Here is a 24,610-nt window from a genome sequence, read left to right as displayed (position 1 = left end):
AGCTTGGGGTTTTTATGGGTGGTAATAATGGGCCGGTTTGCTCGGGCGCGGGTCGCCCGCGCTCCCGCGGGCGGGGGGCCCGGCCCGTGTATATCCCGCCCGGGGCCCCGCTGCGTCGTGTCAGTCGTGCGTCGTCAGTCGCCCTTGCGCGACTTCCCGGCCGCGCCGGGCTTCCCGGGCTTGCCGGGCTTCGCGGACTCCTTGGCGTCCGCCGCGTCCGCCGTGTCCGCCTCGTCAGCGGCGTCCGCGGAGTCAGTGGTGTCTGCGGCGGCAGCGGCGTCCGAGGGCTCCCCCTCCGGGCGGTCCTCGGCCCCGGCGGCGTCATCCGCGTCCGCGTCGTCGAACCAGGCGTCCAGCGCCGCGTCCAGCTCCTCGGACCACCGGGTGAGTTCGGCGCGGGACGAGGCCCGGATCTCGTTGGGGTACCAACGCCGGTCCGGGGTGTGGACGTAGAGCGTCAACCGTCGCGGAAAGCGGCCGGTCGTGATCTCCAGGGCGCCGATCTCGTCCCAGGTCCACTCCGCGGCCTGGTCGTCCAGCGTGAACCGGACGCCGGTCTCGTCCACCACGATCGACCCGCGCCGGTCGGACACCTCGAACACGGGCCCGTCGGACGCCTCAGTGCCGGCGGCGGGCTCCTCGCCCGAGGAGTCGCCGTCCGCCTCCGCCCGGGAGTCCGCGTCGGATTCCGGCTCCGGGTCTGACTCCGGGTCTGACTCCGGGTCCGGGTCCGGGCCGGATTCCGTACGGTCCACCACCCCCGGCTTGGGAACCGCGACGGGCGTCGCGAGGCCGGGGACGTGCGCCGGGTCGATGGCGGCGGCGTCGACGAGCGAGGGGTTCTTGCCTATGGGCTCCACGGCACCGCAGTATGGCCGAGATTCCTGTGACGTGCATGAGCGGGGTACCCAATCGTGACGGACACGCCCGGAAAGGCCGGTTCCTTCGGTGCCGGTGGCTAGACGAACAGGCTGAGTACCGCGGCGACCGCGAAGCCGGCCACGGACAGCACCGACTCCAGGACGGTCCAGGACTTCAGCGTGTCGCGCTCGGAGATGCCGAAGTACTTGGCGACGATCCAGAACCCGCCGTCGTTGACGTGGGACGCGAAGATCGAGCCCGCCGAGATGGCCATGATGACCAGGGCGACGAACGGTTGGGAGTGGTCCCCGGCCTCGATCAGCGGCCAGACGATCCCCGCGGTGGTGACGATCGCCACGGTCGCCGAACCCTGGGCGACCCGCAGCACCAGCGAGATCAGGTACGCCAGCACGATCACCGGCAGCCCGAGGTCGTTGAACGTGTCCGACAGGGCCTGGGCGACCCCGCTGCCCTTGAGCACGGCTCCGAAGACCCCGCCGGCGCCGACGACCAGCAGGATGTTGCCGACCGGCTTCAGGGACGAGGTGGAGACCGTCTCCAGGGACTTGCGGGACCAGCCGCGGCGCACGCCGAGCAGCCAGTACGCCATCAGCAGGGCGATCGTCAGGGCGACGAAGGGGTGCCCGAAGAACTCGATCACCGAACGGGCGGTGGACGGGTCGAAGGCGATGGACGAGAAGGTGGCCAGCAGGATCAGCACCAGCGGGGTGCCGATGATGAACAGCACCGTGCCGAGCGGGACGGGCGCCTCGGTGGGCACCGTACCGGCGGCCCGCTGTTCCTCGGCGAGCGCGGCCCGCGACTCCTCGGCCGCCTCGACCATGTCCTGCGGAACGGGCACGAACAGCCGCTTGCCGATCCACGCGGCGTACCCCCAGGCGGCGACCACGGCCGGCACGCCGACGACGACGCCCATCAGGATGACCCACCCGAGGTCGACCTTGAGGAGTCCCGCGGCGGCGACCGGGCCGGGGTGCGGCGGCAGGAAGGCGTGGGTCATCGACAGGCCCGCGAGCAGCGGCATGCAGTACAGCAGGATCGACTTGCCGCCCCGCTTGGCCGCCGCGTAGACGATCGGCGCGAGCACGAAGATGCCGACGTCGAAGAAGACCGGGATGCCGAAGATGACGCCGGTCAGGCCCATCGCGAGGGGCGCCCGCTTCTCACCGAAGAGGCCGAGCAGCCGGGAGGCGAGGACTTCGGCGCCGCCGGACACCTCCAGGATGGCGCCGAGCATGGTGCCCAGGCCGATGATGATGGCGACGTGGCCGAGGGTGCCGCCCATCCCGGACTCGATGAGCGAGACGGCGTCCGACTTCTGGACGGTGCCGAAGAGTTGGGTGACGGAGAGGCCGGCGGCCAGGCCGACCGCGATGGAGACGGTGAGCAGCGCCACGAACGGCTGGAGTCTGACCTTGATGATCAGGAACAGCAGCAGGGCGATGCCGAGGGCGGCGACCGTGAGGAGTCCGGCGGTGCCGGGGATCAGGGCCAGCAGACCGGTGGTGGGCGGGTCGGCGGCGGGGGCGCTGCCCGCGGCGAGCGCGGGCCCGGCTATGGAGGTGGGGGCGGCCAGTGGATACATGAGGGAGCCTCGTACTTCCGTTGCGCGCCGGGCGGTCGGGTACGACGCCGTTCGCCCCTTCGCACGAGGGGCCGTCGGACACCTTCACCGGCGCTGCGGGCAGGACGGATCGCGGCACGGCGCCCTGCGGGGGCGCGGCACCGTGACGAGTGCGGTGGTGTGGGGCCTCAGTGAGTCGTGGGGAGCCCGGGAGCCCGGTGGTCCTGGCGGAACGCGTACCGGACCCGGTACGGGCGGGCACCGTGGTGCGGTGGCGGTCCGGGCGCCCCCGTGGCAAGAGGGGGCACCCGGACCGGCCGGCGCGCGCCGTGCGCACGGCGGGCGCCGCGTCGAGGGGCCGCGGACTGCCCCGGGGGACTCAGGCCCGGGACGGCCCCTCGACGCGAGACGCGGACGATCGAGGGGTCAGCCGAGGACGGCGAGCGCGTCGATCTCGATGAGGAGGCCCTTGGGCAGGCCCACGTACACGGTGGTGCGCGCGGCGGGCGGGGCGGTGAGGCCCTGCTCCTCGAAGTACGCGTTGTAGATCTCGTTCATCTCGGCGAAGTGGTCGACGTCCGTGAGGTAGACGCGGACCATCATCACGTCGTCCCAGCTGGCGCCGCCCTCCTCCAGGATCGCCTTGACGTTGGCGAAGGTCTGGAGGGTCTGCTCGCGCAGGGTGGGGCCGGCGGGCGTCGGGGGCTGGCCCTCGACGGCGGGCAGGAAGCCGACCTGGCCGGCGACCTGGAGGATGTTGCCCTTGCGGACACCGTGCGAGAACTTCGCGGGCGGGGTGGTGTGGGTGGAGGGGGTGAGGGCGGTCTTCTCGGTCATGGGCGTTCCTCGGTCGGGGTGGTACGGGACGGCCCGGGTCCACCGGTGGCGGGGCCCGGGGTGGCGGCACCGGGCGCCCCCGTCCCCGAGGGGTGGGGGTTGCCGGAGTACTCGCGGCTGATGGCGTCGGCGGTGCGCCGCACCAGGGGCAGCAGGGTGAGGAGTTCGTCGGCGGTGACGACGACGTTCGGCGCGGACACCGACATCGCGGCGACGAGTCGCCCGTCGGTGCCGCGGACGGGTGCGCCGATGCAGTTGATGGACTCCTCGTGGCCACCGAGGTCGGTGGCCCAGCCCTGTTCGCGCACGGCGGCCAGTTCCCGGAGGAACGCGGCGGCGCTCGGCGTCGAACGGGACGTGTACATGGGGTAGTCGAGCCGTTCGGCGATGGCGCGCCGCTCGGCTTCGGGGAGGTCGGCGAGGAGCAGCTTGGCGACGGCGGCGACGGTGATCGCGACGGGCTTGCCGATCCGCGAGTACATGCGGACGGGGTAGCGGCTCTCCACCTTGTCGATGTAGAGGACCTCGTTCTCCTCGTACACGGCCAGGTGGACGGTGTGGCCGATCTTCGCGTTGAGGGCGACGAGGTGCGGGTGGGCGATCTCGCGCACGTCGAGGTTCTCGACGGCTTCCTGGGCGAGGGCGAAGAGCCGGGCGCCGAGCCGGTAGCGCTGGTCGGACTGCCGGTAGACGAGTCCGTGTTCGTGGAGGGTGCGCAGCAGCCGCAGGGCGGTGGACTTGTGGACGCCGAGGCGTTCGGCGACCTTGCCGAGGTCGGCGGGGCCTTCCGCGAGCAGCGGCAGGATCGACAGCGCTCGGTCGACGGTCTGGCTCATCTGGTGGGTACCTCCTCCTGGGCCCTGGGGTCGGCGTCGGTCCAGCCGGGGCCGAGTCGCAGTCTCCCCCACCCGGCGTCGTCGAGTGCGGCCAGGTGGTCGGCGCGTTCCCGGGTCGGGGGCACGGCGAGGTCGCCGGGGACGGTGAGGGCGGCGGCGGCCATCAGGTGGCCGTGGCGGAGCCGGTCGCGGACGGGGAGCCCGCGCAGGGTGGCGGAGAGGAACCCGGCGGCGAAGGCGTCGCCGGCGCCGACCGGGGCGACCACGTCGACGGTGAGGGCGGGGACGAAGGTGCGGGTGCCGTCGGCGGCGAGGGCGACGGCGCCGTGGGCGCCCTGCTTGACGACGACGAGTTCGGGTTCGGGGAGGGCGGCCCGGATGGCGGCGGGCCCGCCGGTGACGCCCCAGGCGACGGCGGCCTCGTCCTCGCCGACGAACACCAGGTCACAGGAGCGGGCCAGGGACAGCAGCACCCGGCCGGCGCGGGCGTGGTCGCGCCACAGGTTGACGCGGTAGTTGACGTCGAAGGAGAGCAGCGGGCGGTCCGCGCGGGGGCCGGTCAGCTCTTCCAGCAGGGCGAGGCAGTCGGCGGAGAGCGCGGCGGTGATCCCGGACAGGTGCAGGACGCGGCCGGCGAGCAGCGCGGGCACGTCCATGGTGGCGGGGGACATCGCGGAGGCGGCGGAGCCGGCGCGGTAGTAGACGACCTCGGCGAGGGGGGCGCCGTCCGCGCCGGGTGCCTCGCCCTTGCGCACGGCGCGTTCCCCGGCGGTGCGGAAGTAGATCCCGGTGGGCCGGTGTTCGTCACGGCGGACCCCGCTGGTGTCGACGCCGTGTTCCCCGATGGCGCGGACGAGGTGGGCGCCGAAGCCGTCCTCGCCGACCCGGCTGATCCAGCGCACGTGGTGCCCGGCGCGGGCGAGTGAGCAGGCCACGTTGGACTCGGCGCCGCCGATGCCGCGGGCGAAGGAGGGGACGTCCTCCAGCGGGCCGGGCTCGGAGGGCAGGAAGGTGACCATCGACTCCCCGAGGGTGACGGCGTCCGGCCGGTCGCCGCGCCGGTCGCCGTCCGACCGCAGGGGGGCGTCGGGGGCGGGGGTGGCGCGGGGCGTGGCGGCTCCGGATGCGGTCACGGCGGTGGGGCTCCTCACTGGTCGTCGGCTCGTGGTCGGCCGACCGTGGGACCGGTCGGGGGGCGGGCGATCGGCCGGTGGGCTCCGTTGACCCGGCGTCGGCTCGGATGTTAGACAGCTACGTGCGACATACGCAATGAGTGTTGCACATGTTGCAAAACGCACACTGGAAGTCGCAGACCCCCAGGCACCCTCGCCCCGACCCCGGGAGGCTCCCATGGCCGCCGTCAACGACGACGAGCAGACCGCGACCCCGCAGCGCGCCGCCGCCCTGGCCGCACTCGCCGACGAACGCGTCGACCACCGCTTCAAGGGGCTGCCCCCGGACGCCGAGGGACTGACCGTCGGCGCCCTCGCCGCCGAGCGCCGCAACCTCTTCACCGGCGGTTTCACCACCCCGGTCCTGGCGCTGTCCGCCGAGCGCCTGGAGCACAACCTCGCGCTGATGGAGCAGTACACCGAGCGCCACGGCCTGGCCTTCGCCCCGCACGGCAAGACCTCCATGGCCCCGCAGCTCTTCGCCCGGCAGATCGCGCGCGGCGCCTGGGGCGTCACCCTGGCGCTCCCCCACCAGGTCCGGGTGGCCCGCGCGTTCGGCGTGCAGCGGATCTTCCTCGCCAACGAACTCGTCGACCCGGCCGCCCTGCGCTGGCTGGCCGCCGAACTCGCGGCCGACCCCGACTTCCGGTTCCTGTGTTACGTCGACTCGGTGCGCGGCGTGCAGCAGATGGACCGGGCCCTGACCGGCTCCGCCCGCCGCCTGGACGTGGTGGTGGAACTCGGCGCGGGCGAGGGCGCCCGCACCGGCGCCCGCACCGAGGCCGAGTGCGCGGCCGTCGCGGACGCCGTCGCCGCCACCTCCACGCTGCGCCTCGTCGGCGTCGCCGGCTACGAGGGCGAGGTCCCGGACGCCGACCCCGAGCGGGTGCGGGCCTGGCTGCGCCGGCTGAACGCGCTCGCCGTCGCCTTCGACGCGGCCGGCCGCTTCGCCGGGCTGGACGACATCGTGGTCAGCGCGGGCGGCAGCGCCTGGTTCGACGCGGTCGCCGACGTCTTCGCCGAACTCCCCGCGCTCTCCGTGCCGGCGCTGAAACTGCTGCGCTCCGGTGCGTACGTCTCCCACGACGAGGGCCACTACGAGCACGTCACGCCCTTCAACCGGGTCCCCGAGGAGGGCGCCCTGCACCCGGCGTTCCGGCTGTGGACGCAGGTGGTGTCCCGGCCGTCCCCGGAGCAGGCGTTCACCAACGCCGGCAAGCGGGACGCCGCCTACGACCTGGACCTACCGGCCACCCGGACCGTGCACCGCGACGGCGTCGAGCACCCGGCGACCGGGGTGACGCTCACCGCCCTGTCCGACCAGCACGGCTGGCTCGTCACCACGCCCGAGGCCGACCTGGAGGTCGGCGACTGGCTGTCCCTCGCCCTGTCGCACCCGTGCACCGCCTTCGACAAGTGGCAGCTGATCCCCGTGGTCGAGGCGGACGGCACGGTCACCGACTTCATCCGCACGTACTTCTAGCGCTTCTCGCCCTTCTAGCCCTTTTTGCACTCTTAGCCCGCCGTACGTTCCGCTAGCCCGAGCCCGGAGGAAACGCATGGACCTGGTGATCAAGAACGCTCGTGTGGCCGACGGGACGGGCGCCCCCGCGTACCGGGCCCATGTGAGCGTCGTGGCGGGCCGGATCGCGGAGATCCACCGCACCGGCCCGCCCCCCGCCACCAGCGGGGAGACCCTCGACGCCGAGGGGCTCACCCTGGCGCCCGGCTTCATCGACATGCACGCCCACACCGACCTGGCCCTGCTGCGCGACCCCGCGCACGCCTCGAAGGCCGCCCAGGGCGTCACCCTGGAGGTCATCGGCCAGGACGGGCTGTCCTACGCACCCGTCAACGACATCACCCTGGCCGCGATCCGCCGGGCCATCGCCGGCTGGAACGGCGACGGCTCCGACATCGACTTCGACTGGCGCTCGGTCGGCGAGTACCTGGACCGCCTCGACCGCGCCCACACCGACCCCGACGGCAACCGCGGCATCGCCGTCAACGCCGCGTACCTGATCCCGCAGGGCAGTCTCCGGATGCTCGCCGTCGGCTGGGAGGACCGCGCGCCCACCCCCGGCGAACTGGACCTCATGCGCGCCGAGACCGCCAAGGCGATGCGCGAGGGCGCCGTGGGCATGTCCTCCGGCCTCACCTACACGCCCGGCATGTACGCGCAGGACGCCGAACTCACCGCACTGTGCCGGGTGGTCGCCGAACACGGCGGCTACTACTGCCCCCACCACCGCAGCTACGGCGCGGGCGCCCTCCAGGCGTACGAGGAGATGGTCACCCTCACCCGGGAGGCAGGCTGTCCGCTGCACCTGGCCCACGCCACCATGAACTTCGGCGTCAACAAGGGCCGCGCCGGCGACCTGCTGGACCTCCTCGACAAGGCGCTCGCCGAAGGCGCCGACATCTCCCTCGACACCTACCCGTACACCCCCGGCTCCACCACCCTGGCCGCGGTGCTGCCGAGTTGGGCCAGCGAGGGCGGCCCCGACGCCACCCTGGACCGGCTCCGGGACGACGCCACCGCCGAACGCATCCGCCACCACCTGGAGGAGATCGGCTCGGACGGCTGCCACGGGGTGCCCGTCGAGTGGGAGACCATCGAGATCTCCGGCGTCACCGATCCCGCGCACACGCACTACGTCGGCCGTACGATCCTCCAGACCGCCACCGCGACCGGTCGAACCCCCTGGGACACCGCCCGCCGTCTGCTCCTCGACGACCGGCTCGGCGCGACGATCCTCCAGCACGTCGGCCACGAGGAGAACGTCCGGACGATCATGCGCCACCGGGTCCACACCGGCGGCTCCGACGGCATCCTCCAGGGCGCCAAGCCCCACCCCCGGGCATACGGGACCTTCCCCGAGTACCTGGGCAAGTACGTCCGCGAGTTGGGCGTCCTGTCCCTGGAGGAGTGCGTCGCACACCTCACCTCCCGCCCGGCCGCCCGGCTCCGCCTCGCCGACCGGGGCACGGTCCGCGAGGGCTACCGCGCCGACCTCGTCCTGTTCGACGCGGACACCGTCGCCGCCGGCTCCACGTACGAGGTCCCGCGCGCCTACCCCACGGGCATCCCGCACGTCCTCATCGACGGGAAGTTCGTGATGCGCGACGGCCGCCGCACCGACGTCATCGCGGGCCGCACGGTCCGGGGCCCGGCCCACCGTCCGGCAAACGGGTGACCATCGACCTCTCCCCAAGAGGCCGCCCCTCGTGCGACGATCCGGTCCCATGATCACCGCGAGCGAAGTCAAAAGACGCACGGGCGGGACCGGCCCGATGCCCCTGCTCACGTTGGACGAGTTCTTCGAGGGCAACACCGACGAGGAGTGCATCGGTCCCAACCAGTGGGGCTACGGCCGCCCTCCGATCGCCGAACTCGCGGCCCGCCTGCGGGAGATCGACCAACGCGAGGACGTCGTCTGGACCCGGGTCCAGCTGCACCCCGAGACGGTGGAGACCGCGGACGGCACCCTGGCCGCGGAGGGCATAGCCGTGTGCACGTACGCCGAGGAGGAAGTCTGCGCCCAGTGGGTCGACGGTTTCGAGGCGGACGTGTTCCTCGGCCTCGCCGACTGCTACTGCGAGGTCCCGAAGGTCCCCGAGGGCACGGCCATCTGGTCGGTCGTCTGGGACTGACGCCCCCTCACCCGGCCGCCGGGTCCACCCCACCTCGGGGCCCGGCGCCGGACAGCTCCATCTCGAACCACACGGTCTTGCCGATGCCGTAGGGGCGCGGGAAGGCGCCCCAGCTGTGCGACAGCGCCTCCACCAGTGCGAGCCCGCGGCCCGATTCCTCCTCCGGCCCGGCGTTGCGCGTGATCGGCATCGCCACGCTGCCGTCGGTCACCTCCACGCGCAGGGTGTCGTCCACGACCTGCGCCCGCAGCACCAGGTCCCGCCCGTACGGCGCCCGGGCGTAACACACCGCGTTGGTCATCAGCTCGCTCACCAGCAACACGATGGTGTCGCTGACGTCGTCCATGACCTTCCACGCGTGCAGTTGCCTGCCGAGGAGGTGACGCGAGAGGCCCACCGTGCGGGGGTTTCGCGGGAAGCGCCACTCAAAAGTGCTGGGGTGAGGGGGATTTGCACGATCCATGGGGATCAGCGTGGCCGAGTCGTACTACCGTCCGGAAGTGACCGCGCGGGTACAGCGCGCGACGACCCCACCCTGTCCTCTTGAAGGGAAGAGCGATGACCCATGCTTCGACGCCACCCGTTTCGTGGAGCTACTGTGGCGACCAGATCAAGCTGTGGCGCCAGGTCTCATCAGTCACCCGGGAGAAGTTGAGCGACGAGGCGAACTACCACATCGACTACGTGAAAGCCATGGAGAACGGCCGCCGAAAGCCTACGGTCCAGCTCCTCACGACCGCGGATCACTTGTGCAATGCCAAGGGATTGCTGGTGGCCGCCCAGAAGTTCCTGATCCCTGAGCCGACCAGGCAGTACACATCAGAGTTCATGGAAGCAGAAGCGAAGGCCACGGTGATCAACTCGTACGAGACCCTTCACATCCCTGGCTTGCTACAGACAGAATCTTACTGCCGAGCACTCTTCTCCAGCAGGATTCCCCTTGTTGACGACGAGGTAGTCGAAGAACGGACCAGCATTCGGCTGGCCCGACAGATGATTCTCCGCGAGTCCCGCCCGTTGACCTGGTTCAACTACGTGATCTTTGAAGCCGCCTTGCGGGCACACGTCGGCAGCAAAGAAGTCATGCGGGAGCAATTGCGCCATCTGCAAAGTGTTGCTCAACTCCGTAACGTCAGCCTCCAGGTGTTGCCCTTCAATCGAGCCAAAGAGGAAGCGATTGGCGGTCAGTTCGTCATCTTCGACGTCTCGGGCGAGAGGTACGGCTACACCGAGTCTTCGGGGATCACCTTGATGACCACAGATCACGAGCGGATCGCGCCCATGGAAATGCGGTATGGCATGCTCCGGTGTCAGGCACTGGACTTGCTTGAGTCCGTGCAGTTCATCCAGGAGATCGCGGAGGAGCTATGAACGAGCAGCTTGCCTGGTTCAAGTCGACGTACAGCGACGGGTCGGGCTCGGAGACCTGCGTGGAAGTGGCGGCCAACCTGCACACGGTCTACGTACGTGACTCCAAACTCGGCGACGGCAGCCCCGTGTTCCGGGTGGAGGCGGCATCCTGGGAGGCGTTCGTATCGAAGTGCGCGTAGAGGGACAGGTGAACCCGTGGGGGGTTTGGTCAAGGGTGGGAACACGTTCGTGCCGTCCGCGCCGTTGCGGATAGCCGTACGGCACGGACTGGACGCGACGGCGCTGCTGCTGGACGACGGGGGAACCGTCCGGGAGGACGGCGACATCGTGTTCCACGGTCAGCCGGAGCACCCTTCGGGAGCGGTCCGGCTGACCGGCGACGACGACGGCACCGAGTGGCTGGAGGTGGACCTCCCGACCGTGGAGCCGGACATCACCCGCGTGCTGCTCGTCGGCTCGACGGAGGTCGGCACCCTCCGGGACGTCACGGAACCGTCCGTGGAGGCGTTCGCGCCGGACGGCACCTCGGTCGTCCGCTACGAGGTGACCGACGCGGCGGACGAAACGGCGCTCGTGTTCGCGGAGTTGTACCGTCGCGCCGGCGGCTGGAAGTTCCGCGCGGTGGGCCAGGGTTACGCGGACGGGCTGACGGGGCTCGCCCGGGACCACGGCGTCGACGTGGCCGAACCGGGCGTCGCCCCGGCCCCGGAGGGCGTCGCCCCGGCCGCCGCGCACCCGGTGGAGTGGACGTTCGGCGCGGACTTCGCGCCGTACGTCGTGGTGGGCCGCGACAAGGAACGCGTCACGGTACCTCCGTACGTCCCGCCGGGCCCGGTCCTCCTGGAACTGGCGGTCGAGGGCGACCAACCCGTCGACCTGGAACTCACCGACGAACAGGGCCGGCTCGATTTCGTCTTCGCCTCCAGCTACGAGCCCGCCTTCCGGGGACGGTTCCTCGCGACCGTGCCGGACGGGGGCCCCTTGCGCCTGCGGGTGGACACCGAGGGCCTGTGGCGGCTGCGCGTCCTGCCGCTGTCCCACGCCCGACGACTCGGCGAGGCGCGCGAGGGCCACGGCCCCGAGGTCCTGGTGCACACCACCGGCCCGACCGCCCTCACCCTCCGGCACCAGAGCACGGAGGACGTGATCCTCAACGTCCACCCGGTGGACGGAACGGGCCTGGCCGACCACGAGCGCCTGATCAACGAGTTCAGCGGCGGGTACCGGGGCACCGTACAGCTGCCGGGTGGACCCCTGCTCGTGGACCTGTCTCGTGGTGAGGGTCGTTGGACCATGGCGGTGGACGACCCGGCGGCTGTCCGGGACCTCCCCGCGCCTCCCGTCGCGGCCGAGTCGACCGGGGCGGAACTCCCCGGTCCGTTCGAGGTGCCGTCGACGCTAGCCGCCGAGTTCACGCCCTTCGTGTGGACGGACCGGGGCCACGCCCAGGTCACCGTGGCCCCCGACGTACCGCCGGGGCCCGCGATCCTGGAGCTGATCGTGCAGAGCGGGAAGCGGGTCTCGCTGCACACCCTCAACGAACACGGCTACAGCGCGGAAGAGTTGCTGGATCAGTGGCGGGGAAACGGCTTCCGCGGGCGGTTCCTCGTGGTGGTGCCCGCAGACTGCCCGCTGGCACTGGGGGTGGGCGCGGACAGCGACTGGCGGCTGCGCGTCCTCCCGCTGTCCCACGCCCGCCGACTCGACGAGGCCCTCGAGGGCCACGGCCCGGAGGTGCTGGTGCACACCACGGGTCCGGCTGACCTCACCTTCCACCACCGCGGGCAGCGGAACGTGGTGCTCTGGTCCCATCAAGTGGACGGCGCGGAGGAACTGCCGCGTCCCGAGCTGCTGCTGAACGAGGCGGGTGAGCGGGTGGACACCGTCCCCCTCCACCGGGGACCGGTGATCCTGGCCTTGTCGATGGCCGACGGCGACTGGTCCACCACCCTGGACCACGTGCTCTGGCCGGCCGCGGCCCCCGCTCCCCACCGGGCCCGGGAGCTGCCGACCGCGCCGCCGGCACCCCTCGCGCCACCGGTCATGTCGCCGCAGGAGTTCGGGCCGGTCTTCGCGCCGTTCGCCGTGACGGGGCAGAACAGCAGTGTCATCACGGTGCCGCCGAGCGTCCCCGCGGGCCCCGTCATCGTGGAGCTGAGCACCCGGGGCAACGGGTACACCGGCCTCCACGTGCTGGACCGCCACAACGCCGAGCGCGAGGCGCTGGTCAGCTCCACGCACCCCGGCTTCCGGGGCCGCGTGCTCACGGAAGTGCCCGACGACGGTCCGCTACGGCTGTCCCTGAAGGCGGAACACGGCTGGAAGCTCAGCGTGTTGCCGCTCGCCGAGGCCCGGCACCTCGGGGAACCGCTGACGGGCAACGGGCCCGAGGTGCTGTGGCACACGGCGGGCACGGCCGACCTGACCGTGCGGTACCAGGGCGAGGACGAACTCATCGCGGACCTGATCGAGGTGCGCGGACGGCGGGACCTGCCGCCGAGCCGGTCCCTGATCAACGAGAACGGCAGGCTCGAGGAGACCGTCCCCCTGCCCGAGGGCCCCGCCCTGGTCGAGTTCACCCGGGCGGACGGCCCCTGGGCCGTGGAGCTGAGGAACGTCCGTCCGCCGAGCGCCGCGCCGGCGGACGTACTGGAGCCGGCCCCGACACGCCACCACGCGCCCGGCACCGCCGTGGACACCACGACCGGCGGGGTGCGGGGCTGGCTCCACGGTCCGGTCTTCACGCCCTTCGCGACCGAGGGCCGCGGCGAGCGGGTGGTCACCGTGCGGAACGTGCCGGCGGGACCGGTGCTGCTGGAGTTCGCCCACGAGGGCGACGGCTACGTCGAGTGCAAGACGCTCAGCATGTGGAACCGCGAGGAGGACCACGTCTTCAGTACGAGCCTCTCCCGGGTGCGGCTCACCGCGCTGGCGACGTCGCCCAAGCACCGACCGCTGCGGATGCGGATACAGGCACAGGGCTCGTGGACGCTACGGGTGCTCCCGCTGTCCGCCGCGCGCGAGCTCTCCGGCACCCTGACCGGGGAGGCGCCCGAAGTGCTCCGCTACAGCGGCCCCGCGGCCGATCTGCACCTGGACGTGAACGCCCGGCGCGGCGCCTACACCCTGCTGCGCGGCTACGAGGTCGAGGGGACGAGCGAACTGCCCGAGGGCGACACCCTGATCAGCGAGGACGGCAGGCTGAGTGCGATCATGCCGCTCCCCCGCGGGCCCTTGCTGCTCCAGTTCGAGCACGTCGAGGGGGCCTGGACGATGACCACGCACCCTACGGTGAGTAAGAGTTGAGGTACCGTCACCCCCCGAACCGGGCCGTCCGGCCGGACATGACGCGGGCGGCCCGGGTCAGCGCGGCCCATCCAGGATGCGAGATGACTTAGGGTACCCTTACCAACCGTTCGTTCCCGTGGAGGACCCATGCCCCGTCGATCAGTGCTCAGCGATGGCGGGGGCTCGACCTGGGGAGTGGCCGAGTACGGGGACCCCGCGGGGCGCCCCCTCGTCCTGCACCACGGACTGATCGGCTCGGCGGTGCTCCCGCACCTCTGGCACCAACTCGCCGGCCCGGCCGGCGTGCGCCTCATCGCCGTGGAGCGCCCCGGGTACGGGGTGACCCCGCCCCGGGAGATGACCCGGATCGGCGAGTGGGCGGCGCTGTTGGAGCCGCTGCTCGACCGGCTGGGGGTCGACGCGTTCGACGTGCTCGGCATCTCGGCCGGCGCCCCGTACGCGTACGCCCTGGCGGCCGGGTTCGGGGAGCGGGTGCGCGGGGTGTGGGTGCTCAGCGGACTCCCGTACGTCTGCGACGACGCGGTGCGCGGCCACTACCCGCGGGCCGCCGAGCCGGTCTGGACGTTCTACCGCGAGGGTCCGCCCGAGGAGGTCGCCGCGAGCTTCGCCGCGGCGGCCCCGCGCTTCGCCGGGGCCTTCGCCACCTCCCCCACGATGCTCGCCGCCCTCGCCGAGGTCGACGACCACCACCAGCGGGGCCCGGCCCGGGAGGTCCGGCTCCAGAGCCGCCCGTGGGGGTTCACCCTCGCGGACGTCCGGCGCCCGGTCCGCCTGTGGCACGCCGTCGAGGACGACCAGGTGCCGTTCGACGCGGTCCGGGCGACGGCCGCACTGCTGCCCGACGCCCGGCTGACCGAACAGCCGGAGCCCACCCATGTGCCCGCCGAGTCCAGTCTGCGGGCGCTGTTCCAGGAGTTGGCCGACCACTGAGCCGCGCCCCCGGGGACGCGGCTCGGGGTCAGTTGCCTTCGTGCCGTGGTCAGTTGGGGAGTCGGTCCAACAGCCACTCGCCCAGCTCCGGGGTCAGCGCGGAGTGACGGGTGTTCGCCTCGGAGGACGCGATGTAGTCGTCCACGTCGAAGGCGTCGGGGTCCAGGCCGGACAGGTCCTCGTAGAGGGAGTCCTGGCTGATGTCGCGCACCGAGAGGGCACTGCCGGTCGGCACGAAACAGATCTCCGGATGGTGGGCGACGGCCGCCATGCCGAGCAACGGCTTGGTGAGGTTGGCCGCGGCGATCCCGAAGGAGTCCAGGGTGCCGCCGGGCGCACCGTCGAGTTCGGGCAGCCCGCGGTGGCGCACGTGCTCCTCGCGGAGCAGGTCCTTCAGATGGGCGAGCACCGCCTTGCCGTCGGGGGTCTGGGTGAGCAGGGTGGTCGGCTTCAGGCCGCCCTTGGTGACCTCAAGTGCGGGCTCCCCGGCGGGCACCCCGTTGCCGACACCGTCGAGCCGGCCGTTGGCGAGCGCCAGCAGCCGCGGGATGCGCGGCCAACTGCCCACCCGCTTCAGCTCGTCGAGGAACTCCCCGCGCAACGGGTCTTCGGCCGGCGAACCGTGGACGGTCTCGATGTGCCGCCACAGGAGTTGGCGGGCGGCGGGGCTGTTGATCTGCTTGCTGAGCGCGGGTGCGACGGGCTTGAGGAAGTGCGCGAGCGCCTGGAGCGAGATCGGGATGGAGGCGCCGCGGTGCGGGCTGTCGAAGCTGAAGTAGGCGGCGGTCTGGTGGTCCATCCGCTGGGTCTCCAGCCTGGCCAGCGCGTAGCGGGTGATCAGCCCGCCCATGCTGAAGCCGCCGACGGTGAGCCGGGTGTCACCGAGGCGACGCGCGACCGCCTCGTGGATGCAGGCGATCGCCGTTTGGGCGTTGGTGAGGAGGGACGCCGACCGTTCGTCGTAGCCGAGCAGCACGAGGTCGTGCCCGCGCTCGCGGAGCCGGCTGACGAAGGGCAGTTGGCCGTGCTCCAGCCCGTGCCAGAAGGCGTCGAAGTCGGTGGGGCCGGAGTTGAACCCGTCCGAGAGGATGACCGGCCGGACCAGACCGCGGTTCTGGACGCCGTAGTAGACGCGGGCGGTGCCACCCGGCAGGGCCCAGGTCTCGTCGGCCTCGGGGGCGGGCGGCGGGGCCTCCTGACCCTCACGAGCGAACAGGCCCCAGGACTGGACGGGAATCTCGGTCACGCGATCTCACCTCAGCGGAGTAGGCGGCTGGGCCGCGACGAAAGGGTGGGCGCCCGACAGGAAACCTAGCCCGCCGGGCGTCACTTCACGTGGCCAGCAAGCCACTTAGCGTGAAATCGATCATCCGCAGACAAACCCGCGTCCGGGAGTGCTCAGGGGGCGCGCGGGCCGAGCAGCGCGCGAGCGCACACCACGCCGCGCCGGGGCACAGGTGAACGTTCCCGGCAGATCTCCCGCTCGTACGGGTGGGTTACGGCAGGAGGGTCGCCCGCCCGGTCCCGCCATCCGCTACCCAAGGGTCATGACGACGCAACCGGCCCGTGCGGGCGTGCGACCGGGGAAACTCCTCACGGCTCGCACGCTCCTCCCGCTGGCTCTCGCCCCGCTGCTCCTGTCCACCCCGACGCTTCCGGCCTCCCCCGCGCACGCCGTCACGGCGACGTTGCAACTCGAAGACGCCCTCTCCACGCTCCCCACCGCCGAGGAGGACCGCTCCGGTTACACGAGCGAGGCGTTCCCCCGCTGGAACGCCGGCGCGGACCTCACCGACGGCTGCGACACCTTCCGGGAGGTGCTGATCGCGGAGGCCGTCGAGGCCCCTGCCGTCGGCCCCGGCTGCCGGCTGCTGGGCGGCAAGTGGCACTCGTACTACGACGACCAGATCGTCAGCGACCTCGGCTCGTTGACCGTGGACCACGTCGTCCCGTTGGCGGAGGCGTGGGGTTCGGGTGCGTCCGCCTGGACCACGGAACGCCGCGAGGCGTACGCCAACGACCGGGGAACGCCCACCGCCTTGACCGTGGCGACCAACCGGACCGTCCAGGAGAAGGCCGACCGGGACGTGGCGAACTGGCTGCCGCTGGAGGGCGACAAGTACTGCCGGTACATCGGCGAGTGGGTCTCCACCAAACACCGCTGGTCGCTCAGCGCCGACAAGGACGAGGTGGAGGCGCTGAAGCTGTTCGCGGACAACTCCTGCGAGGAGACCGTCGTGATCTACGTTCCGGCAGCGGACTGACGCCCGCCCTCCCCTGACCCCTGCTCCACCGCCCGCCCCGGGCCCGGGCCCTCGGGTCCGCCCCGGGGACGACCTCGGGGAAGGCGTCTCCCCCGCGCGGTGGAGGTGGTCGCGACCGGCGGTGGACGCCCGGGTGCCGGGGCGTTGGCGAGGATCGGAACCGTCATCACCGCCACCGACCCGAACCGGAGCCCTCCCGTGCTGAAGCGGACCCTGCGCGCCACCGCCCTGCTCGCCCTCGTCACCGCGATCGCCACCCCCGCCGCCGCTGCCCCCAACCCCCCGGCCGCGACTCCCCCTTCCGCGTCCGCGTCCGTGTCCGTGCTGACAGGGCAGGCGAGGCTGGGCTACGAGGTCACGAACGAGGTGGTGCGGGTCACCGTCGACGCCCGCTCCACCTACCGCGCGGGGAGCATCCCCACCCGCCCCTCGGGCACCTTCCGCATCTCCCACATCATCGAAGGCCGGGACTACTGGGGCGACTTCGCGGTCGACTGCCTCACCACCGGCGGCCCCACCGCCACGGTCACCGGCCGCCTGGTCCGCACCAGCCCGGGTCACCCGTGGCGGACCGCGCTGGCCCCGCGGACCCGCATGGGGTTGAGCTTCCACGTCCCCGAACAGGGAGTGGCCCGGGTGGGACTGTCCGGCGCGACGGCCAAGGGTGCGCCGCTGCTGACCCGTTGCATGGCTCCCGCCGCCGACATGCCGGTCACCGAAGGTGCGTTCACGCTCCGGGACAGGTCCCCCCAGACCGGTGCGGCAACCACGCGCTGACGGCACCGGCCGACGGTCGGCCACCCGTGCGAGACATCACCCGGACGGGTGGACCATCCGGGCATATCACTCGACCGTTTCCGCTGCGCGTGTCCCCGGGCCCCGGGTGCCGGATACGCCGGGTGCACGGCACGACCAACGGATTGCACCGGCGTACAGCGAAAGCAGGCGATGGACGCATGAGCGAAGCCAGGAACACCCGCACGCCCCGCGGCGGGGCCCGCACCAGGGCCAGGATGACGTGGACCGCGTGGGGGGCGGCGGCACTGGCGTCGATGGCGACGGTGACGTCCGCGGGGACGGCGGTGGCGGACGAGACGCACACCGACTCGCACAACGGCCACCGGATCACGCTGATCTCCATCGGACAGATCGACGACCCGGCGGAGGACGTGCTGGAGCACGCGGCGATCCTCGGCAGCGAGACCTCGACGGTCGGCTGATCCCCCGGGCCGGCCCCGTCCGGCCCGGTCAGAGCACCCCTCGGGGCCGGAACTGGATGCTGATCCGGGGGCCGGCGGCCCGTGCGCTCTTCGGCACGGCGTGTTCCCATGTCCGCTGACAGGAGCCGCCCATGACGATCAGGTCCCCGTGGCCGAGGGCGTACCGGGCGGCCGTGGGGCCACCGCCCCGGGGACGCAGCAGCAGGTCGCGGGGCGCGCCGACGGACACGATGGCGACCATGGTGTCCTCGTGGGCCCCGCGCCCGATGCGGTCCCCGTGCCAGGCGACGCTGTCGCGGCCGTCGCGGTAGTAACAGAGGCCGGCGGTGACGAAGGGCTCGCCGAGTTCGGGACCGTAGCGCTCGTTCAGCGCCGCCCGGGCGGCGTCCAGCGCGGGGTGCGGCAGCGGGCGGCCCCGGCCGTAGTGGCAGAGCAAGCGGGGCACGTCGACCGTCCGCTCGTACATCTCCCGCCGCTCGGCGCGCCAGGGCACGTCGGTCGCGAGTCGCGCGAACAGTTCGTCGGCCCCGGACACCCACCCGCGCAGCACGTCCACCCAGGCCCCGTCGCCCAGCACCGTGCGCCGCACCGCGTCGAGGCCCCCGGGCCGCACCGCGCCCGCGTCGGGGCCCGGGTCGGCCTGGTCGAAGAGTGAACCCTGCAGCGCGTGGGACATGCACCCACCCTAGAACACTCTTCGCACTGGTGTGCGATTCGGGAGGGGTTCGCGTCACGCGCGTTCACGCGGGACCCGCATGAGGAAGTTCCGGCGCCTTTACGACAAGAAAGCCTCGCCATATAGCCGCACCCCCGCCGTTCGTGTTCGAATCCCATAGGCAACACAAAGGGATGAGAATCTCGTAAGCACTTCAAGAGAAGGGGGCATGGGCGGCAGCCGATCGGCTGTATTCAAGTTACCCATCTCCCCCCAGAACAAGGGGCTCCGATAGACCGCCAAACGGCCGGTTCCGGGCCCGGACGCACCCCAACCTCCACTCTCCGAAATGCAGGATTCCCGCATGCACATCGGAGCGCCGATCTCCACAGCGGAGCCAACCACATAACGAGAGGATGCCAATGATTCGCAGGAATGCGACTCTGGCCGGGCTTGCCGTCACCACCCTGCTCACCTTCGGGCTGAGCGGTCAGTCCCAGGCCGCCACCCCGGTCGACTCGCTCCAGCAGGAGATCAACGAGGTGCTGGCCAAGACCCAGGGCGGCGTGCAGATCAGCCGCAACGAGATCTCCTGGGGCGACGGCGAGGCCATCTTGTCGTTCCCGCTGCCCGGCGAGCGGAATGCCCCGGCGGACAGTGCCGCCGCGCGCAAGATACAGGCCAAGGCCGCGGGAGTACCGGTGTCCGCCCTGGGCGAACCGCCTGCCATCGACCCCGAGCCCTCGCGGGACGTCACCAGGGAACCCAACTGCCCCACCGAGATCATTGGAAATGACTGGTACTGCTTCTACCAGCACAAGGACTACGGCGGCCGGCGCCTGATGTGGAACGAAGCGAAATCCGTGAACGATCCGGTGTACTTCTCGAAGTACGACTTCGAGAACAGGACGTCGTCCTGGTCGAATAAGGGCGGCAAGATCATCACGGTTGCCAATCGTGCCGTTGCCGGGGACGACCTGAGTTGCAAGAACATCAACAACCCGATCATCCTGTGGAACGAGCAGGCCCACACCAACGACCGGGAGGTCGACTCCACGGACGACAACAGGGCCGACTGCTTCTGGACGACCTGGTGATCAGCGGCTGAAGCGGCTGCCCGCGAGGGCCCGGCCCGGGACGAGGCCCCCGCGGAACCCCCTATCTGCCGCGGTGTCGTTCCGGGCCGTCCGCCGGGCGCGGCACGGTGGCGGCGGCCGGGCCGGGCGCGGTCGGTTTGCCGAGCGTCGGCAGCAACGCGCCGTCTCGGCCAGGGCGTGGGCCCGCGCCATGTCCTCGTTGTCGTCCGGGGCGTCCTCGCTCATGCGCGGGTCATGCCGTCCACGGCGTCCAGCGGGGTCAGGTGGGCGGTGTCGCCCCAGGAGGACAGACGGAGCCGGTCGCCGTCGCCGCTCCAGTGGGACAGGGAGGCGTTGGGGACCGGCGGCAGCTGTTCCGGTGCGGCGGCCCCGATGCCCGCGAGCACGTAGCGCAGGGCGATGACCACGCCGTCGTGCGCGACGACCAGCACCCGTCGCCCGGGCGCGGCCCGGCCCAGGTCGGCGAGGAACTGTCCGACCCGCACGGCGACGTCGGTGAACGCCTCCCCGCCGGGCGGCCGGTAGCACCAAGCGCCCAGCAGCTCCCGGCGCTGCGCCTCCTGCGGGGACCGGGCGCGCAGCGCGGCCGGGGGGTGCAGTTCGAAGACGCCCATCTCCCGGTCCCGCAGTCGCTCGTCGACCAGGACGTCCGGCCTCGGGGTGCCGAGTGCGGCGGCGCGGTCCGCCATGGCCTCCCAGGTCCCCATCGCCCGGGCGAACGGCGAGCAGACCACCAGGTCAGGACCGGCCCCGGGGGCCCGCCCGGCCAGCCAGTCGCCCAGCGCCGCCGCCTGCGCGGTGCCGAGGTCCGACAGCGGGACGTCCCGGTCGCGGCCCGGCACCGGGACGGTGGACCCGGTCGCCTCCGCCGCGGCGAAGGCGAGGTTGGCCGTGCTCTGCCCGTGTCGGACGGCCCACAGGTCGGCCAGCGGACAGGGCGGCACCAGACCGGTCGGCGGGGCGTCGGAGGAAGGGGAGGGAGATCGTAAGTTCATGGCACCTCTCATGGAGTCCGTGGAGCGGAGCAGTCCGGTGCGAAACCGGCCGAAGCGCACCGCCCCGGGCGTGGCCCGTAGCCTGCCCGGCTCGCCGGGGCCCGTCCACAGCGCCGCTCGCGCCCGCCCGCCGGGGCCCGGCCCCGCACCCGGATCACCGGCGCCGACGCACCGTCCGCCCCTCCACGTGCCGTAAAACACAGCGCCGCCCGCACGCCCGCGCCGTAGGGTGACCCGCATGCAGGTGATTCAGTCGACCAAGCTGGCCAACGTCTGTTACGAGATCCGGGGACCGGTCCTCGAAGAGGCCATGCGGCTGGAGGCGGCGGGCCACCGCATCCTCAAGCTGAACACCGGCAACCCGGCGGCCTTCGGCTTCGACTGTCCCCCGGAGATCCTGGAGGACATCCTCCGCAACGTCGGCGACGCCCACGGGTACGGGGACGCCAAGGGCCTGCTCGCCGCGCGCCGCGCGGTCGTCATGCACAACCAGACCCTCGGCATAGAGACCGACGTCGAGCACGTCTTCGTCGGCAACGGCGTGTCCGAGCTGATCGTGATGGCGATGCAGGGCCTCCTCGACGACGGCGACGAGGTCCTCGTGCCGGCGCCGGACTACCCGCTGTGGACGGCCGCCGTGTCCCTGTCCGGCGGCACCGCGGTGCACTACCGCTGCGACGAGCAGTCGGACTGGATGCCGGACCTCGCGGACATCGAGCGGAAGGTGAGCGACCGCACCAAGGCGATCGTCATCATCAACCCGAACAACCCGACCGGCGCCGTCTACGACGAGGAGGTGCTGCGCGGGCTCACCGACATCGCCCGCCGCCACAACCTGCTGGTCTGCTCGGACGAGATCTACGACAAGATCCTCTACGACGGCGCCACGCACACCCCGACCGCCGCCGTCGCCCCCGATCTGCTGACCCTCACCTTCAACGGCATGTCGAAGGCGTACCGGGTCGCCGGGTACCGGGTGGGCTGGATGGCAATCTCCGGGCCCCGCGCGCACGCCGAGTCGTACATCGAGGGGCTGACGATCCTCGCGAACATGCGGCTGTGCGCCAACATGCCGGGTCAGCACGGGGTGGCCGCCGCCCTCAGCGGCCGACAGACCATCGACGACCTGGTGCTGCCCGGCGGGCGGCTCAAGGAGCAGCGGGACACCGCGTACGAACTGCTGACCCGGATTCCCGGGGTGACCTGCGTGAAACCACGGGGGGCGCTGTACCTGTTCCCCCGGCTGGACCCCAAGGTCTACAAGATCAAGGACGACCGGCAGATGGTCCTCGACCTGCTGCGCGCGGAGAAGATCATGGTGGTCCAGGGCACCGGCTTCAACTGGCCGGAACCCGATCACTTCCGGGTGGTCACCCTGCCCACGGTCGCCCAGCTCACCGAGGCCGTCACCCGGATCGGGACCTTCCTGGACGGCTACGGCCAGCACTGACCCGCGCGACCGGGTGATTCGCCGTACGGCAATCGGCCCGGTGGGGGTGTCGCCGCGGTCGGGGGCCTACGCGCGCGTGCGACAACGGCGTGTATGAGACCACTCCTTCCCCGGTCACCGGGGCGCGGCTCGCAGGAGCCGCCGCGCCCCGGCACCGCCCGGTCCAAACGGCGCAGACGCGCCTGGACCCTGGCCACCGCCTATGCCGTGGCCGCCGCTTCCGCCCCGTTGATCGCCTTCGGTACGGCCGCCACCCCCGCGGTCGCGGCGCCCCTGCCCGGGGGCCTCGGCCCCTGTGTGCCGGGCGACTGCCCCGACCCGTTCCCGCCGATCAGCAACGGCCCGATCATGGGCCGCGACAACGGCATCAACATCTTCGCGGGCGGCGACTTCCGCGTCCGTGAGCGGGCCGCCGAGGCCGAGGGCCGTGTGGTGGTCCTCGGCGACTTCAGCCAGGACAAGGCCACGGGCTTCAGCTCGATCTACAACATCGGCATCGTCGGTGTGGGGTCCCGGGTGCCGCCGCCCGACGGAGCGGACTTCCTGACCACGGGCGGCGACGTCAGCGTGGCGGCCGGCGAATCGCTCCTGGCCGACGGTGGAGTGGTCCGCCACGCCGGTACGGCCACCGGCACCATCACCGGGACGGTCGTCCAGGACCCGAACGCCGCCGCCCCCTACACCGCGCTGCGCGACCAGCTCACCACGGCGAGCCAGTGTTACGCGCGCGACGAGCAGGGCACCCGGCCGGCGACCGGCACGGCGGTGAACCAGGGCGGTCAGACCGTCTTCACCGGGGACAACACCTCGGCGCTCCAGATCTTCAACGTCAACTTCGACCTGACGACGGGGACCGGAGGGCAGCAGGGCCTGGTCTTCCAGAACATCCCCGCGAACGCGACCGTGCTGGTCAACGTGCTCGGGGCGAACCGCACCCTCAGCACCTACAGCGGCAGCCCGTTCGACGACGACCCGCTGAACCAGTTGCGCTCCCGGTTGCTGTGGAACTTCCCGGACGCCGCGACGGTGAGCCTGGCCGGTACCGGGCAGTTCCAGGGCAGCGTCCTGATCGGCAACCAGGCGTCGGAGACGACGGTCACCCTGCCGGGGACCAACGGCCGTTTCTTCAGCACCGGTTCCATCACCCACACCAGCTCCGCGACCGGGGGCGGCGGGCAGGAGTTCCACGCCTACCCGTTCAACGCGACCAACCTCCCGGACTGCTCCGTGGTGCCCGCCGAGGGCCCGGTGCAGGTCGTCAAGCAGGACGCCGAGACGCAGGCCCCGTTGGCCGGCGCGCAGTTCGAGTTGTGGCAGGAGACCAACGGGCAGGCCGGTCTCCAGACCACCGGGGCCGACCCCGACAGCCAGGTCGGTGCGACCTGCACGACCGACGCGAACGGCGAGTGCACCCGCACCGTCGAGCTCGGCACGTACTACTGGCGGGAGACCGCGGCGCCGCCGGGGTACGACCTGCCGGCGAATCCGGTGTTCGGGCCGCTCACGCTGGGCGTGGACGACCTGCCGGACGGCGTGAGCATCGTGGCGCCCGACACCCGGACCCCGGTCACGGGTGCGGTCAGCGTCCTCAAGCAGGACTCCGTGACCCAGGCTCCGCTGGCGGGCGCGGTGTTCCAGCTGTGGGAGGAGACCAACGGCGTTCCCGGTCTCCAGACCACCGGCGCCGACCCGGACACCCAGATCGGCGGCACCTGCACCACGCCGGCGAACGGCACGTGCAGTCGTACCGTCGAAGCGGGCACCTACTACTGGCGGGAGACCCAGGCACCGCCCGGGTACGACCTGCCGGGCAACCCGGTGTTCGGTCCGTTGGTCCTCACCGACGAGAACGCGCCGACGGGGGTCACCGTCACCGCGAACAACACCGCGACGGCCCCGGTCACCGGTGAGGTCACCGTCGTGAAGAAGGACGCCAGCACCGGCGCCAACCTGGCCGGAGCGGTGTTCCAGCTGTGGCAGGAGACCAACGGGGTTCCCGGTCTCCAGACCACCGGTGGCGACCCGGACACCCAGGTCGGTGCCGACTGCACCACGGGCGCCGACGGCGAGTGCACCCGCACCGTCGAGACCGGTACGTACTACTGGCGCGAGACCCAGGCGCCCCCCGGCTACGAACTGCCGTCCAACCCGGTCTTCGGGCCGCTCGCGCTGACGGACGAGAACGCCGAGACCGGAGTGACCGTCACGGCGAACAACGACGCGACGGCTCCCGTCACGGGCGCGGTCAGCGTCGTCAAGCGGGACGCCACCACCCAGGCCCCCCTGGCGGGTGCGGTGTTCCAGCTGTGGGAGGAGACCAACGGCATCCCCGGTCTCCAGACCACCGGCGCCACCCCCGACACCCAGATCGGCG

The 24,610-nt window shown here is 71.9% G+C and carries 23 protein-coding genes; 13 read left to right on the top strand and 10 right to left on the bottom strand.

All coding sequences use genetic code 11. The features are described from left to right. Positions 1-134: 134 nt before the first annotated feature. From ACFWIA_RS33675 to ACFWIA_RS33655, 5 genes are all read right to left on the bottom strand, one after another. Positions 135-860 (bottom strand): hypothetical protein, encoded by a 726-nt coding sequence (locus ACFWIA_RS33675; protein WP_387011070.1) that lies wholly within the window; start codon positions 858-860, stop codon positions 135-137. 98 nt (positions 861-958) lie between these two features. Further along, positions 959-2,467 (bottom strand): GntP family permease, encoded by a 1,509-nt coding sequence (locus tag ACFWIA_RS33670; protein WP_387011069.1) that lies wholly within the window; start codon positions 2,465-2,467, stop codon positions 959-961. Between the two features lie 405 nt (positions 2,468-2,872). After that, positions 2,873-3,283: a RidA family protein gene (locus ACFWIA_RS33665; RefSeq protein ID WP_387011068.1), complete on the bottom strand. Its 411-nt coding sequence runs from the start codon at positions 3,281-3,283 to the stop codon at positions 2,873-2,875. Beyond that, complete coding sequence (locus ACFWIA_RS33660; protein ID WP_385755408.1) at positions 3,280-4,119, bottom strand: IclR family transcriptional regulator; 840 nt, start codon at positions 4,117-4,119, stop codon at positions 3,280-3,282. The genes ACFWIA_RS33665 and ACFWIA_RS33660 overlap by 4 nt, the downstream gene beginning before the upstream one ends. After that, positions 4,116-5,252, bottom strand: a complete 1,137-nt coding sequence (locus ACFWIA_RS33655; RefSeq protein WP_387011067.1) for a sugar kinase — start codon at positions 5,250-5,252, stop codon at positions 4,116-4,118. Before ACFWIA_RS33655 ends, ACFWIA_RS33660 begins: the two co-directional genes overlap by 4 nt. Positions 5,253-5,469: 217 nt before the next feature. Between ACFWIA_RS33655 and ACFWIA_RS33650 the strand changes: the two genes are divergently transcribed. The 3 genes from ACFWIA_RS33650 (at position 5,470) to ACFWIA_RS33640 (ending at position 8,945) form a co-directional block, all read left to right on the top strand. Next, on the top strand, positions 5,470-6,774 hold the full coding sequence (locus ACFWIA_RS33650) for an alanine racemase (RefSeq protein WP_387011066.1): 1,305 nt from the start codon (positions 5,470-5,472) through the stop codon (positions 6,772-6,774). Between the two features lie 76 nt (positions 6,775-6,850). After that, on the top strand, positions 6,851-8,488 hold the full coding sequence (locus ACFWIA_RS33645) for an amidohydrolase family protein (protein ID WP_387011064.1): 1,638 nt from the start codon (positions 6,851-6,853) through the stop codon (positions 8,486-8,488). Positions 8,489-8,585: 97 nt separating this feature from the next. Then, positions 8,586-8,945 (top strand): hypothetical protein, encoded by a 360-nt coding sequence (locus tag ACFWIA_RS33640; RefSeq protein ID WP_387011063.1) that lies wholly within the window; start codon positions 8,586-8,588, stop codon positions 8,943-8,945. 7 nt (positions 8,946-8,952) lie between these two features. Here the strand turns inward: ACFWIA_RS33640 and ACFWIA_RS33635 are convergent, their stop codons facing one another. Further along, the gene (locus tag ACFWIA_RS33635; RefSeq protein ID WP_387011062.1) at positions 8,953-9,408 is read right to left on the bottom strand and encodes an ATP-binding protein; all 456 of its coding nucleotides are present in this window, start codon (positions 9,406-9,408) and stop codon (positions 8,953-8,955) included. Positions 9,409-9,503: 95 nt separating this feature from the next. Here ACFWIA_RS33635 and ACFWIA_RS33630 point away from each other — a divergent pair, with 95 nt between their 5' ends. From ACFWIA_RS33630 to ACFWIA_RS33615, 4 genes are all read left to right on the top strand, one after another. Further along, positions 9,504-10,316: a Scr1 family TA system antitoxin-like transcriptional regulator gene (locus ACFWIA_RS33630; protein ID WP_387011061.1), complete on the top strand. Its 813-nt coding sequence runs from the start codon at positions 9,504-9,506 to the stop codon at positions 10,314-10,316. After that, a complete protein-coding gene (locus ACFWIA_RS33625; RefSeq protein WP_387011060.1) occupies positions 10,313-10,495 on the top strand; it encodes a DUF397 domain-containing protein in 183 nt (60 codons plus the stop codon). Before ACFWIA_RS33630 ends, ACFWIA_RS33625 begins: the two co-directional genes overlap by 4 nt. A 49-nt stretch (positions 10,496-10,544) precedes the next feature. After that, positions 10,545-13,622 (top strand): TerD family protein, encoded by a 3,078-nt coding sequence (locus ACFWIA_RS33620; protein WP_387011059.1) that lies wholly within the window; start codon positions 10,545-10,547, stop codon positions 13,620-13,622. Positions 13,623-13,751: 129 nt separating this feature from the next. Beyond that, positions 13,752-14,555: an alpha/beta fold hydrolase gene (locus ACFWIA_RS33615; protein WP_387011058.1), complete on the top strand. Its 804-nt coding sequence runs from the start codon at positions 13,752-13,754 to the stop codon at positions 14,553-14,555. A gap of 49 nt (positions 14,556-14,604) precedes the next feature. Here ACFWIA_RS33615 and ACFWIA_RS33610 read toward each other — a convergent pair whose 3' ends face one another. Continuing rightward, on the bottom strand, positions 14,605-15,801 hold the full coding sequence (locus ACFWIA_RS33610) for an esterase/lipase family protein (protein ID WP_387011057.1): 1,197 nt from the start codon (positions 15,799-15,801) through the stop codon (positions 14,605-14,607). A 301-nt stretch (positions 15,802-16,102) separates the two neighbouring features. On the opposite strand from ACFWIA_RS33610, the gene ACFWIA_RS33605 reads away from it, so the two are divergent. The 3 genes from ACFWIA_RS33605 to ACFWIA_RS33595 all read left to right on the top strand — a co-directional run bounded on the left by ACFWIA_RS33605 (position 16,103) and on the right by ACFWIA_RS33595 (position 18,039). Next, positions 16,103-16,819, top strand: coding sequence for an HNH endonuclease family protein (locus ACFWIA_RS33605; protein WP_387011056.1), 717 nt, complete (start codon positions 16,103-16,105; stop codon positions 16,817-16,819). A 198-nt stretch (positions 16,820-17,017) separates the two neighbouring features. Beyond that, the gene (locus tag ACFWIA_RS33600) at positions 17,018-17,596 is read left to right on the top strand and encodes a hypothetical protein (protein ID WP_387011055.1); all 579 of its coding nucleotides are present in this window, start codon (positions 17,018-17,020) and stop codon (positions 17,594-17,596) included. Positions 17,597-17,775: 179 nt separating this feature from the next. Continuing rightward, the gene (locus ACFWIA_RS33595) at positions 17,776-18,039 is read left to right on the top strand and encodes a hypothetical protein (protein WP_387011054.1); all 264 of its coding nucleotides are present in this window, start codon (positions 17,776-17,778) and stop codon (positions 18,037-18,039) included. Positions 18,040-18,067: 28 nt separating this feature from the next. Here ACFWIA_RS33595 and ACFWIA_RS33590 read toward each other — a convergent pair whose 3' ends face one another. Further along, on the bottom strand, positions 18,068-18,715 hold the full coding sequence (locus ACFWIA_RS33590) for an alpha-ketoglutarate-dependent dioxygenase AlkB (RefSeq protein WP_387011053.1): 648 nt from the start codon (positions 18,713-18,715) through the stop codon (positions 18,068-18,070). Positions 18,716-19,116: 401 nt separating this feature from the next. On the opposite strand from ACFWIA_RS33590, the gene ACFWIA_RS33585 reads away from it, so the two are divergent. Beyond that, positions 19,117-19,791 (top strand): peptidase inhibitor family I36 protein, encoded by a 675-nt coding sequence (locus tag ACFWIA_RS33585; RefSeq protein WP_387011052.1) that lies wholly within the window; start codon positions 19,117-19,119, stop codon positions 19,789-19,791. Here the strand turns inward: ACFWIA_RS33585 and ACFWIA_RS33580 are convergent, their stop codons facing one another. Next, the gene (locus ACFWIA_RS33580; RefSeq protein WP_387011051.1) at positions 19,792-20,016 is read right to left on the bottom strand and encodes a hypothetical protein; all 225 of its coding nucleotides are present in this window, start codon (positions 20,014-20,016) and stop codon (positions 19,792-19,794) included. Then, positions 20,013-20,786 carry a histidine phosphatase family protein gene (locus ACFWIA_RS33575; protein ID WP_387011050.1) on the bottom strand — a complete coding sequence of 258 codons (774 nt, stop codon included), beginning with the start codon at positions 20,784-20,786 and terminating at the stop codon, positions 20,013-20,015. The genes ACFWIA_RS33580 and ACFWIA_RS33575 overlap by 4 nt, the downstream gene beginning before the upstream one ends. A 238-nt stretch (positions 20,787-21,024) precedes the next feature. On the opposite strand from ACFWIA_RS33575, the gene ACFWIA_RS33570 reads away from it, so the two are divergent. Next, complete coding sequence (locus ACFWIA_RS33570) at positions 21,025-22,236, top strand: pyridoxal phosphate-dependent aminotransferase (protein ID WP_385486173.1); 1,212 nt, start codon at positions 21,025-21,027, stop codon at positions 22,234-22,236. Positions 22,237-22,329: 93 nt separating this feature from the next. After that, on the top strand, positions 22,330-24,610 hold a 2,281-nt coding region (locus ACFWIA_RS33565), incomplete at its 3' end, for a choice-of-anchor A family protein (RefSeq protein WP_387011049.1).

Source organism: Streptomyces sp. NPDC127068 (genome assembly GCF_042724695.1).
GTDB lineage: Bacteria > Actinomycetota > Actinomycetes > Streptomycetales > Streptomycetaceae > Streptomyces.
This window is presented reverse-complemented; position numbering and strand designations above follow the sequence as displayed.